Source organism: Senimuribacter intestinalis (assembly GCF_943192965.1).
In the GTDB taxonomy this organism is placed as follows: Bacteria; Bacillota; Clostridia; order Peptostreptococcales; family Anaerovoracaceae; genus Senimuribacter; species Senimuribacter intestinalis.
In genome coordinates this window covers 1-13086 of sequence record NZ_CALPCF010000021.1, presented here as the reverse complement: position 1 = coordinate 13086, position 13086 = coordinate 1, and the positions used below count along the sequence as shown (strand labels likewise).

The window sequence follows — 13086 nt, the reverse complement described above, 5'->3', positions numbered from 1 at the left end:
TCCATATTTCCTATGGGAAATACAAATGATGGTTTTGCACAGTATTTTACGGGACAGAGCTATTTGAATATGCTGTCGTTGAAGCAGGTTGTCATCGGTAACGTGACCTTTGAGCCGGGTTGCCGCAACAACTGGCATATTCACCATGCCGATAAAGGAGGCGGACAGATTTTGCTGGTAACGGCAGGGCGCGGTTATTATCAGGCGTGGGGCGAAGAAGCAAGAGAGCTTCATCCCGGCGATGTGGTGAATATTCCAAGGGGTGTAAAACATTGGCACGGTGCGGCAAAGGACAGCTGGTTTGCGCATCTTGCTATCGAGGTGCCTGCTGAAAACGGTAGCAATGAGTGGCTGGAACCGGTTTCCGATGAGGAGTATGGAAAACTGAAATAGGAGACGCATTATGAAGGAGTACGATAGCAGCTTTTATGAAATACAAAAAGCTTTTTTTGAAAATGAAATTGCAGAGTATGGTTTAGCGGATGGCAAACTCCGAGGCATGGTTGGGTTGGTTTGTTTGACAGCAATTCAGACCTTACAGGAGATTCCCGAAAAGGTGCAGGCGTGTATTGCTGCAGGAGTATCTGTGACAGAAATCAAAGAGGCGATGTATCAGGCAGCGCCGTACATCGGATATCCAAGAGTCAGTGCAGCCCTTGCAGTAGTCAATGAGACTCTTTGCGCGCTTGGTATAGAGCCGCAGGGGGAAGATATGTCTGAGACAACGGCAGATACACGATTTGAGAAAGGGCTGGCTGTGCAGATTAGTATTTTCGGCGATCAAATTCGTAGGATGAGAGAAAGTGCTCCTGCAGAAACAAAACATATACAGGACTGCCTGTCTGCTAACCGCTTTGGTGACTATTATACACGGGGATATTTGGATTTAAAGGTTCGCGAGCTCCTTACTTTTACGGCAATCATTTCTATCGGTGGCTGCGATCCTCAGGCAAAAGCCCATGCCGCAGGAAATTTATCTGTGGGAAATACTAAGAAGCTTTTGATTGAGACGGTAACCACATGTCTGCCGTATATCGGCTATCCGAGAACCCTCAATGCTCTTACATGCATTGAAGAGGTATGTAAATAAAAGAAGATAAAAGGAGTAATTAATAATGAGTAAAACTTTAGTTGCGTATTTTTCTGCCAGTGGGGTGACTGCAGGCGTTGCAAAGAAGACTGCAGAAGCTTGCGGCGGTGATTTATATGAAATTAAGCCGGAAGTGCCGTACACCTCTGCAGATTTAAACTGGATGGATAAAAAATCCCGCAGTACCGTGGAAATGAACGACAAAGCTGCAAGACCTGCCATTGCGGACATGGTCAGCGGCATGGAAGGCTACGATACAGTGCTGATAGGCTTTCCAATTTGGTGGTATACAGCGCCAAGAATTATCGAAACATTTTTGGAAAGTTATGACTTTTCAGGAAAGCAGATTGCTGTATTTGCTACATCCGGCGGCAGTGGTCTGGGCGGAACTGAGGCTGATTTACAAGCTGTTTGCAAAGGCTCTGCAAAATGGCTGCCAGGCAGGCTTTTGCCGGGCAGAGTAAGAGAAGCAGAGGTCGCAGCGTGGCTTTCTGAGATCAATCTCGAAAAAAAGTAATTGAAAAAGAAATCCCTATCGATGCGGAAAGAGTGTGCAGATAGGGATTTTATATTGCTTCGCTGTGAATAGGTACGGTATCCTGCTTGAATCAGGAATCTGTTTATGATAAAATAAAAAAACAGAGGAGGGATTGTATGGAAGTACGCTACATCAAAGCAGACGATGACAGAGTGGCAATCAGTAAAGTATACGAGGAAAGCTGGAAGTATACCTATCGCGGCATAATCCCGCAGGACTATTTGGATTCGATTCCTACAGGAAAGTGGGCGCAAAATCTGGATTGTGAGGGATGGGAGACAATGGTTTTAATAGAATATGGAGAAATTATGGGAACCAGTAGCTTCTGTAAGTCTCGTTTTGAACAGTTTGCAGAGCAGGGAGAGATCATCTCAATCTATCTGTTGCCCGATTATATGGGAAAGGGTTATGGAAAGATTCTTTTAGAATCCGTTGTTATGGAGTTGAAGGCACAGGGATATGAAGAAGCATTTTTGTGGGTTCTTGAGGAAAATGTCAGTGCGAGGCGTTTTTATGAGAAGTTCGGTTTTCAGCAGACGGATGATGTTTTTGAGGATTGTATTGGCGGTAAAAACCTGCGCGAAATTCGATATCGATATAGACTGCAGTAACCTTAGTTTGTGGTAACAATATATAAGAGAGGTAAAACTATGAAGGATAAAGCGATTCAATATTTGGAAAAAAATAGATTGCTGCATATTGCCATGCTAGAATCCATTCGCAGGGGTACAGCTGAGTTTTTAGACGCCTCAGAGGATGGGGTGCTGCTTTTGGATCAAAGTAGTAATGTTCACATGCTGGCAGCCGCAAGTTTAGAAAAGGGGAAAGACCTGATAGACTGCATTACAGACTGCTATCAGCTTGTTTTGTGCCAGGAGGAACTGGTACCTTACGCTTCAGAGAAGTTTGGATTGTACACTTTTTTTCCATGCAAGAAGGTCGCGCGCTTTTCTAAGGAAAAAGTGGAACTTGAGACAGACCTGCGTATTGAGCGCGCAAACGCGGAATATATTGCGAAAATTAAAGAAGTTTATCATACCATTCCACCGGAAGAAGTAGACGAAATCAGCCGCCGCGGCAATTTATTCTGCGCCTTTGCAGGCGAGGACTTTGTAGGATTTTCGGGAAATCACCTGGATGGCAGTCTGGGCCTTTTGGATATTTTTCCGACATATCAGAGACGCGGCTATGGCGAGGCGCTGGAACGGTTTATGATCAACTACATGATTGACAAAGGCGACATCCCTTATGGAGAAATCGTCATCGGCAATGAAGCTTCTGAAGCATTGCAAAGAAAGCTAGGATTTGAAATTTCAAAGGAGACTATCACTTGGCTACTATAAAATGCCAATTGTAGGGGAAAAGCGACCACTTATCAAAAATCGGGAGAGCTTTGATAGAGAAAATGCTAAAATATACCGATTAGCAGAATAAGGAGGTTGCACAGGTGGAGATTAAAATAGAAATAGACGAAGTTTGCACCGAATCAGAAGTCACCATTAGAACCAGCTGTATGACGGAAGAAATTCACGAACTGATTCAAAGGTTGTCCAGTGCAAAGCAGAATCTGCTGGCGGGATTTTTGGACGACATGGTTTATTTGCTTGATCCGAAAGATATCGTTAGATTTTACGCACTGGAACAAAAGGTCTTCGCGCAGACTTTGGAGGGGGAATTTGTAATCAGGCTGAGACTTTATGAACTTGAGGGAAGGCTGGATCAGAAGTTGTTTCTGCGTATTTCCAATTCAGAAATTGTAAACCTAAAGCATATCGCAAAGCTGGATTTAAGCTTTAGCGGCACCATTTGCATGACGCTGACCAATGGAGAAAATGTTTTCGCGTCGAGGCGCAATGTAGCGCATATTAAACGAATTTTGGGTATTTAGATTCATGCCAGAAGATATCGAAAATGCAAAGAGGCTACTGCAAAATGAAATAATAGATTGCACCATTTAGGGCAAAAATGCTGATAATGGTGCAGACGTGAACGGGGAAATTTATGAGAATTATAAATTTCCCTCTTTTCTTTTTGAAAAACTATGTTATAATATTATATGTTGGCGACGGGGTATGGCGCAGTTGGTAGCGCGCTGTGTTCGGGACGCAGAGGCCGTCAGTTCGAGCCTGACTACTCCGACCAATGTAAACTGCCGAAGATATTGAGTAATCAGTATGGTCGGCAGTTTTTTTATGTCGGAAATGCGTTGTGCAAATCTATCATTCGCATATTTTTATCCTTGACTGCGGCATTGCAAACGCATGAAAGATTGCGTTAGCTGTCAAAAATCCACCATCTGAACTCACGCAGCAAGGTCAAAGTGTACCAGCTTTTGTTAGCGAAATCCCTGGCTGACCGGAATGCGGAAGCGTAGCGCCAACATCAAAGTTTTTTTCGAGATTCTTGCGTTTGCACGCAATATTTCGCAAAAATTGAAATACGGTTGGCGTTTTTTCAAAATGAAAAGAAGCAAACCGCCCGATTAACGCAAGAATCAAAAATTTTCTTGGCGGAGTTGGCATTTTCATGAGAGCGAACGCAAGAATTTAGATAAAAAATGTTGAAGTTGGCGCTCAACAGTATGTTGCAATAATAAGGATTTTGTCAATGTTATATTTTTCGTGTGTTTGCCGTGCAATGAACGGTGAAAGCTATTGCAGCGATGAAGAAATTATTATATAATACGACTAAACGAAGCAAGTTTTCCCAGAAGCAAAAGAGGTAAGTGATGGATAGAAATTTTGCATTATTAGGACTGAGAGAGGACGCTACGAAGGAGCAGGTAAAGGCGGCCTACGCGAAGCGGCTGACAAAATATAAAAGCGCTGATTATGAGGACGATCCGGAGTATGTCAGAAGAAAGATTGCGGAACTGAACGAAGCGTATGCCAGAGCATATCAAAGAGCCGGTGGAAGTCCAGGGGGCACTGATCTTTCGGAAAGAACGCTGACCAGAATGCGGGAGGCGGACGAAGATAAAGCGCAAAGAGACCGCAGAAAAGCAAAGGAACCGCAGTATGAGAAAAGACGGCAGGAGATGGAAGGGGAAGAATTTCATCCGCTGCAGAAGCTGAGACTGGAACGGGAAGAGGTAAACTCTAACAGTAGTGAAAAGCGAGAATTTAAGACGCCGGACTTATCTGCTTTCAAGACAAAGGCGGAGGAATTTCGAGATAGTATAAAAGAAAATCTAAAAGAAAACTTCGGAGAAGCAAATGCATCGCAGGAAGATGCGACGCAGCCGCCGTCTCTTGGAGATGCGGCTGCCAGGAGTCAGAATAGCAGCGGGCATGCTGAAGGTAACTTTGACGGCTCCGGACTGAAAGTAATCGCAGGTATCCTTTTAATCATCGCAGTTTCATTATTCAGTATGTGTGATGGAAGCGATACAAACTACTACGATGATAACTGGGATACGGTCTATTCGACATCAGATTACAGTGACGAAGACTGGGAAGTACAGAGTATTGCAGAAAGTGTACGCAGTGTTATCTTTTACGACTTGGAAATTACTGATGACATCGTAGAGGTTGACGATGATGAGGAGAGACTGCAGAAAGCAGCAGATAAGTTTGCAGAGCGCTACACAGATTACAGTACGATAGCGGATTTGTGCAGGAATTTGTATGGGAGAGTCGACTCATTTTATGTAAGCGACAGCGATGACATATTTTCTCAGGTTGAGGCGGTACTAGAGTATTATCAGTTTCCGTCTGTGAACGAAGTAATCGGATATATCAACCCGTATACGGGAAAAAGTATTAAAAATAGAACGGGATATTTGTTATATTTAAACCGTTATTACAAAGAAGAACAGGAGTCGTAAGGCTCCTGTTTTTGTCTATACGCGGTCAATCCGTACGAAATCGGCGAAATCGTATGGGGTTATTTTGTTTCTAAGGCAGCCTCTTTCATAATAGAAACACTGGCACTTGCGCCGATTCTGTCAGCGCCGGAAGCAATCATTTTTTTTACATCGGCATAGGTTCTGATACCGCCAGAGGCTTTGACACCCATGGAACTGCCAACGGTCTGCCGCATCAGACGAATGTGATGTTCGGTGGCACCACCGCTGCTGAAGCCGGTTGAAGTTTTCACAAAGGCTGCACCGGCAGCTTGCGCCAGATGGCAGGCTGTGATGATTTTTTCGTCGGTTAGAAGGCAGGTTTCTAAAATTACTTTTACGGCAGCCTCATATGCGGCAGCGGCAGAAACCACTGCGGCTATATCATCTCTGACGTAATCGTATTTTCCTGATTTTAGCATGCCTACATGGAGAACCATATCAATTTCCTTTGCACCAGCTTTGCAGGCTTCTTCCGTTTCAAAGACCTTAGAAGCAGTGGTGCAGGCGCCGAGCGGAAATCCTACGACAGCTGCGATTTTTACATCGCTGTCAGAAAGCTGGCTGGCAGCAAAGGAAACGTAAGAAGAGTTGACGCAGACGGAATAAAAGCCGTAGTCTTTTGCTTCACGGCAAAGGGTAGCAATCTGATCTTCAGTTGCATCCGGTTTTAGTTGTGTATGGTCAAAATATTGATTAAGTTTCATACAGGGAGCCTCCAAAATTTCGATTTTCTATGTCCTTATTTTACCACATTTTTTCTCTTACATTAAGACAAAAAAACTGGATATGATAACTTTTGTATTTTTCTTTGACATTGATGTCGATAGGGCATATAATAATGAGGAAATTGAAAATGAAAAGACAAGAGGGTTAGTATGGAAAAAGCAGTTAAAATAATTGGAATGATGAAATGGCTTGGCCTTCCGCTCGGATATATTATGCTCTTTGCGACCAGGGAAAGCTTTGGAGACATAGCGGGTATTTGCTTGGGTACCATTGCGGCAGTGTCTTTTTGGGTACTCATGCAAAAGGAACAGTCCAGGATTATTGGGCAGACTATTGCGAGAGAAATCAAAGAGGCAATTTCCACAGCGGGAAATGTAGACAGTTTTATTGAGATTAAGAGAATGCGCGGCGGTATTATTGCGCGAGTTTATTTAATCAATGCGAAGGAAAGAGCGATGGCAATTCACAGCGCTATTGCAAGACGTATTGAGCAGTGTGATTTGAAGAAGTACCTATGGGTTATGCAAATGACAGATATGCCGGAGGCTGCTTCTCTTCGCGAAATGCAAAAGAAACTCAACGAACAGCTTATCGATGAACTGCTAAGAAGACGCAAAGGAGATAGAGACTAGGATGGATTTACTGATTGGCTTTATCGTATTTATTGGAGCGATGGTCTGGTGTATCATTACGGGGTACACCATGGTAATTGCTCTTTTTATTGGGCTGATTGCTTTTACGATTGTAGGAAAAAGGAAGGGCTTTGCTCTTAGCGAAATCGCTAAGATGGGAGCGGATGGTTTGAAGGATGCGCTGATAGTTATTGAGATTATGTTTATCATCGGCTTTATTACGGCGGTCTGGCGCTCAGCAGGAACTATTTCCTTTTTTGTTTATTATGGAATTAAGATGATTACGCCGGCGATTTTTTTGATTATCACCTTTGCATTGTGCTGTCTGCTTTCCTATGCTTTGGGCACATCTTTTGGCGTGGCAGGCACGGTTGGCGTCATTTTTATTGCTTTGGCAAGGGCGGGCGGTGTCGACGAGTTTTTGACTGCTGGAGCGGTGATGAGCGGTATTTACTTTGGGGACAGAGGTTCTCCTGTATCGTCCAGTGCAATTCTGGTGGCTACCATCACGGAAACGGAGTTGCTTGCTAATGTAAAGAGGATGGCAAAGACCGCATGGATGCCGCTGGTTCTAACTTTGGGGATTTATAGCGTGCTTTCCTTTACAAATCCGATTCAGACAGTGGATCAAAGCTTTTTACATAATCTGGAAAGTGAATTTAGCCTTTCCATATGGGCTGTAGTGCCGGCGCTTTGTATGTTGGTACTGCCACTTTTGAAGGTTCCAGTCATTTATGCTATGCTTGTCAGTATTGCAAGCGGCAGTGTGGTCAGTCTGTTTTGTGAGGATATGTCTTTGCAGACTCTGCTTCACACGTTGATTTTTGGATATACCGGCGAAGGAGGCCTTGGAAAAATATTAGATGGCGGTGGCATGCTTTCCATGATAGAGATTGTGTGTATCGTGTCGCTTTCCAGTACCTATTCGGGTATCTTTACGGGAACGGACATGCTGGGTGTGCTGCAGGAGAAAATTCTCTTCGTTGCAAAGAAAATTGGAAGATTTCCTACTATGGTGCTGATTTCTTATGGCTTTCTTGGGATTTTCTGCAATCAAACTATCGCATCGATGATGTGCTGCGATTTTTTGAAGAAACCATATGAGGCGCTTTCTGCAACAAAAGAAGAACTTGCCATCGACCTTGAAAATTCGGTGATTTTGCTGGCGGGGACTGTTCCATGGGCGATTGCCTGTACCGTACCTCTTGGATTTATGCAGGTGGGGATTGGAGCAATTACCTTTAGCTTTTATTTGTATCTGGTGCCGATTTGTTATGGAATCCAGAAAAAAGTATCAAATCCTTTCACAAAAGAATAAACTGGATATTATACGTGAAAGGAGATGAACCTATGAATCTTGCAATCGTAGGAACCGGTACTATGGGGCGTATTGTCAGAGATATGGCACTGCAGAATCCTGGTATCGATAAGGTGTATAATATTGAACCTGCATTGGGAGAGAGACTAGAGGATATTAAAGAACCAGATGTTGTCATTGATTTTAGTCACCCTGGTGCCTTAGACGGAATTTGCCGTTATATTGAAGAGCGAAAAGGTCGCGTTGGTGCAGTTTTTGCAACAACAGGCTATACAGAGGAAGAAGAGGAGAAAATTCGGCGTTTGGCAGAATCTGCGCCGATTATTAAAAGTTCCAACTTTTCTTATGGCATCAATTCTTTAAAAAAGATTGTAGGCTATGCGGTGCCGCTTTTGTCGGACTGTTCCGATATGGAGATCATCGAGAAACATCACAATCAGAAAGTGGATTCGCCCAGCGGCACGGCGCTTGCGCTAGCTAAGGTCTGCGATCCCTTGGGAGAACGGGAACGCAAATACGGTCGCTGCGGCGAGGAGAAGAGAAGAAACGAAATAGGTATTCACAGCGTTCGCGGCGGTACAATTTTTGGAGAACATACCGTTATTTTTGCTATGAAAGACGAAGTGATAGAGATTAAACATACTGCTTTTTCAAAAACGATTTTTGCCAAAGGTGCTATTGAAGCGGCACAGTGGCTGACAGGCAGAAAGCCGGGTCTGTATTTTATCGAAGAGGTATTCTATTGACTTTCGATGAGATTTGTGGTAGAACATAGGTTGTGACAAAATCCGTGAGATGAGAGGAAACTATGGAAATTGAACTGAAATATGCGGTAAAAGATGAGGAAGTCATTAAAAAAATTTTGCATGACCCTTATCTGGAAAGCATTAAAGATAAGGATACAGAAGAAGAACTTGAAATGCATGCAGTATATTTCGATACTGAAGATAGAAGGCTTTTCAGGGAAGGAATCGCTTTTCGCGTTAGAAAAGAAGGAAGCAAGCTGATTGCGACATTGAAATGGAACGGTTCCAGTGATGAAGGTATGCACAAGAGAGAAGAAATCAACGTGCCGGTAGATGATGAGTCTAAGCTGACTATACCGGATATTCAGATTTTCGATCAGAGCGAGATGTGTCAGGTGCTGGTAGATTTGGTTGGAAAGAGAACTCTGGTTCCATTGATGGATATATACTTTGTGCGCAGACAGGTGAGAATTGATACTGGAAGATCTATCAGCGAGCTTTCCATCGATGTAGGTAAGATTATTTGTGGAGAAAACACTGCACCGATTTCTGAAATGGAAATTGAGCTTTATTCCGGTGATGAAGAGGATATGATTGCTTTGGGACAAAGAATTTCTGCAAAATATGATCTTTTGGCGGAAGATAGAAGCAAATATAAGAGAGGATTAGACCTCATTTAAAGAAAAATGACTGTTTTTAGCAGTCATTTTTGTTAGAATCCTTTACTTTATGCGCCAAAAAGTGTATAATAATATGCATTCTATGTTCAGAATTGAATGTAGAGCTAATGAACTTGCTATAATTTTAGGAGGATATATATCAATGAAAACAACTTTTATTTCCAAAGAGAATAACCAGGTAAAGTTTACTATGGATTTTACTGCGGAAGAATTTGAGGCTGCAGTCGTTAAGGCTTATCAGGCATCTAAAAATCAGTTTATGATAGATGGTTTCAGAAAGGGCAAAGCGCCTAGAAGTATCATCGAGAAGCACTATGGCGAAGGCGTATTCTTTGAGGATGCAATTAACAACATGTTCCAGGAAAACTATCCAGAAGCGATCCGTGAGCTGCAGCTGGAAGTCATCGACAGTCCTGCTGCTGAATTTTCCGAAATCGGAAAAGGAAAGCCGCTCACTATCACTATTACTGTAGCAGTATATCCAGTAGTAGATGTAAAAGATTATCTGGGTGTAGAGGTAGAAGAAGTCATTCAGACTGTTGCAGCAGAAGATGTGGATAGAGAAATCGAAATGCTGCAGAAGAGAAACGCAAGAATGGTCGTAGCTGAAAGACCCGTTGAAGATGGTGACACTGTAATTTTAGATTACTCTGGCTTTATAGGCGAAGAACAGTTTGAAGGCGGCACTGCAGAAAGACAGGAACTGAAGATTGGCTCCGGTATGTTTATTCCGGGATTTGAAGAACAGCTGGTTGGCGTTAACGCAGGAGAGGACAAGGATGTAACAGTAACGTTCCCTGAAGAGTATCACGCGCCTGATCTTGCAGGAAAAGAAGCAGTCTTCCACTGCCATATCCACGAAATCAAAGTGGAAGAACTTCCTGAGCTTGATGATGAATTCGCAAAAGATGTCAGTGAATATGACACTTTGGATGAATTAAAGAAAGCAACTGAGGAAAGACTACAGACAAACGCTGATGCAATGGCTCTGAACGCTGCAAAAGACGCTGTCATCGAAAAAGTTTACGAAGCAAACAAACCGGAAGTGCCGGCTGTTATGGTAGAGGACGAAATCGACAGAATGGCGCAGGAACTGGATCACCAGCTGAGATATCAGGGACTTTCTTTAGAACAGTATCTGCAGTTCTTACAGAAAGAGCCTAAGGATTTCAGAGAAGAATTGAGAGAAGACGCAGCTAAGAAGGTTGGAACCAGATTAGTTCTGATGTCTATCGTTGAAGCCGAAAAGGTAGAAGTTTCCGAAGAAGAAATGGAAACTGAACTGAAAGACATGGCTAACGCATACAATGTAGATGTAGCGCAGATCAGAGAGATGATCGGCACTGACAACCTGACCTTCTTCAAAAAGGACATCCAGTTGAAGAAAGTAATCGACATGCTGTATGACAAGGCAAAAGTAAACAAGGTTGAGAAGAAAGCTGAAGAAGCTTAAAATATAAACAAACAGAAATAAGGGGGACACAAAAGAATGGCTTTAGTACCATATGTAATTGAACAGACTGGTAGAGGAGAGCGCTCTTACGACATTTATTCAAGACTGTTAAAGGACAGAATTATTTTTCTGGCAGATGAGATTAACGACCAAATCGCCAGTCTGGTGGTAGCACAGCTGCTGTTCTTAGAAGCAGAGGACCCTGAGAAAGATATTTGTATTTACATTAATAGCCCCGGCGGTTCTGTAACCGCCGGCATGGCTATTTATGACACCATGCAGTATATTAAATGCGATGTTTCCACCATTTGTGTGGGTCTTGCAGCCAGCATGGGTGCATTCCTTCTGTCCTCAGGGAAAAAAGGTAAGAGATTTGCGCTTCCTAATGCGGAGGTGATGATTCATCAGCCGCTGGGCGGAGCAAAAGGGCAGGCTTCTGATATCAAGATTCATGCTGATTGGATTTTGAAGACAAGGGAGAAACTTAACAGAATTCTCAGCGAGAATACAGGTCAGGATTTAGCTATCATTGAAAGAGATACCGACAGAGACAACTTTATGAGTGCAGAGGACGCTGCCTCCTATGGATTGATTGATAAAGTAATTTCATCCAAATAAATAAGTAGAGGGGGATATTTATGTCAGAAATATTTGGCGAAAAAAAAGAAGCGAGATGTTCTTTTTGCGGAAAGCCGCAGAGCCAGGTCAGACGTCTTGTGGCAGGACCGGGTCTTTATATATGTGATGAATGCGTAGATATGTGTCTGGGCATTATAGAACAAGCTGAGCGTGAGGAACAGATGACGACGCCAGTCAAGCACGTGGGATATCAGCTGCCAAAACCAAAAGAAATCTTTGATACCCTGTCTGATTATGTCATTGGACAGGATTCTGCAAAGAAGACTCTGGCCGTAGCAGTATACAATCATTATAAGAGAATTAACAGAACTGACGATACAGATAGGGATGTTGACCTGCAGAAGAGCAATATCGTCATGATAGGACCGACAGGTTCTGGTAAGACACTGCTTGCCCAGACATTGGCAAAGCTACTAAATGTACCTTTTGCCATTGCTGATGCAACAGCATTGACGGAAGCTGGATATGTTGGTGAAGATGTAGAAAACATCCTGCTTCGCCTGTTGCAGGCGGCAGATTTTGATATAGAAAAGGCTCAAAAGGGCATTATTTATGTTGACGAAATTGATAAGATTGCCAGAAAATCAGACAATCCGTCTATTACTAGAGATGTCAGCGGCGAGGGCGTGCAGCAGGCGTTGTTGAAAATTCTGGAAGGTACTGTTGCTAATGTACCGCCTCAGGGTGGACGTAAGCATCCGCATCAGGAGTTTATTCAGTTTGATACCAGTAACGTACTTTTTATCTGTGGCGGCGCTTTTGACGGTCTCAGCAATATTATTCAGCGAAGAATGGGCGAGCGAGTCATTGGGTTTAATCAAACGACGACTTCTGTAAAAAAGGAAGACAGCAAGCTGCTTTCTGAAATTCAGCCAGAGGATCTTTTGAAATTCGGCTTGATTCCGGAGTTTATTGGAAGACTGCCTGTGCTGGTTGCTTTGCAGGAGTTGGACGAGGAAGCTCTCGTACGGATTATGCGTGAACCTAAGAACGCACTGATTAAGCAGTACAAGAAGCTATTTGAAATGGATCAGGTAGAACTGGAAATTGAAGATGCGGCTGTCAGTGCAATTGCCAGGAAAGCAATCGAGAGAAAAACTGGCGCAAGAGGTCTGCGCAGCATTTTTGAGAAAGCGATGAATGATATCATGTTTGAAATTCCTTCAAGAGATGATATCGTAAAGTGTATCATAACCAAGGAGACCATCGAAAACGGTCAGGCACCGACGCTGATTGTTGACGAAAATAAAGATGCGAATAGCGAGGCTGACGCCTCATAAAACAGGCGGCGACGGCCGCCTTTCGTATAGTGATACGACTAGCTCAGCCAATCATATTGACTCTTGGGAACTGGTCGTAGAGTGCCACGTGCTAAAGCACTGCACTCCTGACAGGGGACCTACTACAATTCGCTTCG

Annotated in this window: 15 protein-coding genes and 1 tRNA gene; 15 read left to right on the top strand and 1 reads right to left on the bottom strand. The window is 43.3% G+C overall.

The features are described from left to right. Positions 1–12 precede the first annotated feature (12 nt). The 8 genes from NFR88_RS13805 to NFR88_RS13770 all read left to right on the top strand — a co-directional run bounded on the left by NFR88_RS13805 (position 13) and on the right by NFR88_RS13770 (position 5454). On the top strand, positions 13–393 hold the full coding sequence (locus tag NFR88_RS13805; RefSeq protein WP_160202793.1) for a cupin domain-containing protein: 381 nt from the start codon (positions 13–15) through the stop codon (positions 391–393). Between the two features lie 10 nt (positions 394–403). Beyond that, positions 404–1090, top strand: a complete 687-nt coding sequence (locus tag NFR88_RS13800) for a carboxymuconolactone decarboxylase family protein (protein WP_251616812.1) — start codon at positions 404–406, stop codon at positions 1088–1090. Positions 1091–1115: 25 nt separating this feature from the next. Further along, a complete protein-coding gene (locus tag NFR88_RS13795) occupies positions 1116–1607 on the top strand; it encodes a flavodoxin (protein WP_160202743.1) in 492 nt (163 codons plus the stop codon). 137 nt (positions 1608–1744) lie between these two features. After that, on the top strand, positions 1745–2239 hold the full coding sequence (locus tag NFR88_RS13790; protein WP_160202744.1) for a GNAT family N-acetyltransferase: 495 nt from the start codon (positions 1745–1747) through the stop codon (positions 2237–2239). Positions 2240–2278: 39 nt separating this feature from the next. Further along, entirely contained in the window at positions 2279–2971 is a 693-nt protein-coding gene (locus tag NFR88_RS13785) for a GNAT family N-acetyltransferase (protein WP_160202745.1), read from the top strand. A 104-nt stretch (positions 2972–3075) separates the two neighbouring features. Continuing rightward, on the top strand, positions 3076–3516 hold the full coding sequence (locus NFR88_RS13780; RefSeq protein WP_160202746.1) for a LytTR family DNA-binding domain-containing protein: 441 nt from the start codon (positions 3076–3078) through the stop codon (positions 3514–3516). Between the two features lie 178 nt (positions 3517–3694). After that, positions 3695–3770 (top strand) — tRNA-Pro (locus tag NFR88_RS13775). 586 nt (positions 3771–4356) lie between these two features. After that, positions 4357–5454 (top strand): hypothetical protein, encoded by a 1098-nt coding sequence (locus NFR88_RS13770; RefSeq protein ID WP_251616808.1) that lies wholly within the window; start codon positions 4357–4359, stop codon positions 5452–5454. Positions 5455–5513: 59 nt separating this feature from the next. Here the strand turns inward: NFR88_RS13770 and deoC are convergent, their stop codons facing one another. Beyond that, the gene (gene deoC / locus NFR88_RS13765) at positions 5514–6179 is read right to left on the bottom strand and encodes a deoxyribose-phosphate aldolase (protein WP_251616804.1); all 666 of its coding nucleotides are present in this window, start codon (positions 6177–6179) and stop codon (positions 5514–5516) included. 171 nt (positions 6180–6350) lie between these two features. Between deoC and NFR88_RS13760 the strand changes: the two genes are divergently transcribed. From NFR88_RS13760 to clpX, 7 genes are all read left to right on the top strand, one after another. Next, the gene (locus NFR88_RS13760) at positions 6351–6833 is read left to right on the top strand and encodes a hypothetical protein (RefSeq protein ID WP_161909307.1); all 483 of its coding nucleotides are present in this window, start codon (positions 6351–6353) and stop codon (positions 6831–6833) included. A gap of 1 nt (position 6834) precedes the next feature. Then, the gene (locus NFR88_RS13755; protein ID WP_251616801.1) at positions 6835–8151 is read left to right on the top strand and encodes a Na+/H+ antiporter NhaC family protein; all 1317 of its coding nucleotides are present in this window, start codon (positions 6835–6837) and stop codon (positions 8149–8151) included. A gap of 32 nt (positions 8152–8183) precedes the next feature. Continuing rightward, positions 8184–8897 carry a 4-hydroxy-tetrahydrodipicolinate reductase gene (gene dapB, locus NFR88_RS13750; protein ID WP_251616796.1) on the top strand — a complete coding sequence of 238 codons (714 nt, stop codon included), beginning with the start codon at positions 8184–8186 and terminating at the stop codon, positions 8895–8897. Between the two features lie 62 nt (positions 8898–8959). Continuing rightward, positions 8960–9577 carry a CYTH domain-containing protein gene (locus NFR88_RS13745; RefSeq protein ID WP_160202753.1) on the top strand — a complete coding sequence of 206 codons (618 nt, stop codon included), beginning with the start codon at positions 8960–8962 and terminating at the stop codon, positions 9575–9577. Between the two features lie 142 nt (positions 9578–9719). Then, positions 9720–11030 carry a trigger factor gene (tig, locus tag NFR88_RS13740; protein ID WP_251616793.1) on the top strand — a complete coding sequence of 437 codons (1311 nt, stop codon included), beginning with the start codon at positions 9720–9722 and terminating at the stop codon, positions 11028–11030. A 36-nt stretch (positions 11031–11066) separates the two neighbouring features. Then, positions 11067–11648 carry an ATP-dependent Clp endopeptidase proteolytic subunit ClpP gene (gene clpP / locus NFR88_RS13735; protein WP_161909311.1) on the top strand — a complete coding sequence of 194 codons (582 nt, stop codon included), beginning with the start codon at positions 11067–11069 and terminating at the stop codon, positions 11646–11648. Positions 11649–11668: 20 nt separating this feature from the next. After that, a complete protein-coding gene (clpX, locus tag NFR88_RS13730) occupies positions 11669–12949 on the top strand; it encodes an ATP-dependent Clp protease ATP-binding subunit ClpX (RefSeq protein WP_160202756.1) in 1281 nt (426 codons plus the stop codon). The last annotated feature ends 137 nt before the right edge of the window (positions 12950–13086 follow it).

Excerpts from the sequence above, each read along its gene's own strand:
- NFR88_RS13790 (WP_160202744.1), top strand. The coding sequence starts at position 1,745 with ATGGAAGTACGCTACATCAAAGCAGACGATGACAGAGTGGCAATCAGT.
- clpX (WP_160202756.1), top strand. The coding sequence starts at position 11,669 with ATGTCAGAAATATTTGGCGAAAAAAAAGAAGCGAGATGTTCTTTTTGC.
- NFR88_RS13805 (WP_160202793.1), top strand. The coding sequence starts at position 13 with ATGGGAAATACAAATGATGGTTTTGCACAGTATTTTACGGGACAGAGC.
- NFR88_RS13755 (WP_251616801.1), top strand. The coding sequence starts at position 6,835 with ATGGATTTACTGATTGGCTTTATCGTATTTATTGGAGCGATGGTCTGG.
- NFR88_RS13795 (WP_160202743.1), top strand. The coding sequence starts at position 1,116 with ATGAGTAAAACTTTAGTTGCGTATTTTTCTGCCAGTGGGGTGACTGCA.
- NFR88_RS13800 (WP_251616812.1), top strand. The coding sequence starts at position 404 with ATGAAGGAGTACGATAGCAGCTTTTATGAAATACAAAAAGCTTTTTTT.
- deoC (WP_251616804.1), bottom strand. The coding sequence starts at position 6,179 with ATGAAACTTAATCAATATTTTGACCATACACAACTAAAACCGGATGCA.
- tig (WP_251616793.1), top strand. The coding sequence starts at position 9,720 with ATGAAAACAACTTTTATTTCCAAAGAGAATAACCAGGTAAAGTTTACT.
- clpP (WP_161909311.1), top strand. The coding sequence starts at position 11,067 with ATGGCTTTAGTACCATATGTAATTGAACAGACTGGTAGAGGAGAGCGC.
- NFR88_RS13785 (WP_160202745.1), top strand. The coding sequence starts at position 2,279 with ATGAAGGATAAAGCGATTCAATATTTGGAAAAAAATAGATTGCTGCAT.
- NFR88_RS13745 (WP_160202753.1), top strand. The coding sequence starts at position 8,960 with ATGGAAATTGAACTGAAATATGCGGTAAAAGATGAGGAAGTCATTAAA.
- dapB (WP_251616796.1), top strand. The coding sequence starts at position 8,184 with ATGAATCTTGCAATCGTAGGAACCGGTACTATGGGGCGTATTGTCAGA.
- NFR88_RS13770 (WP_251616808.1), top strand. The coding sequence starts at position 4,357 with ATGGATAGAAATTTTGCATTATTAGGACTGAGAGAGGACGCTACGAAG.
- NFR88_RS13760 (WP_161909307.1), top strand. The coding sequence starts at position 6,351 with ATGGAAAAAGCAGTTAAAATAATTGGAATGATGAAATGGCTTGGCCTT.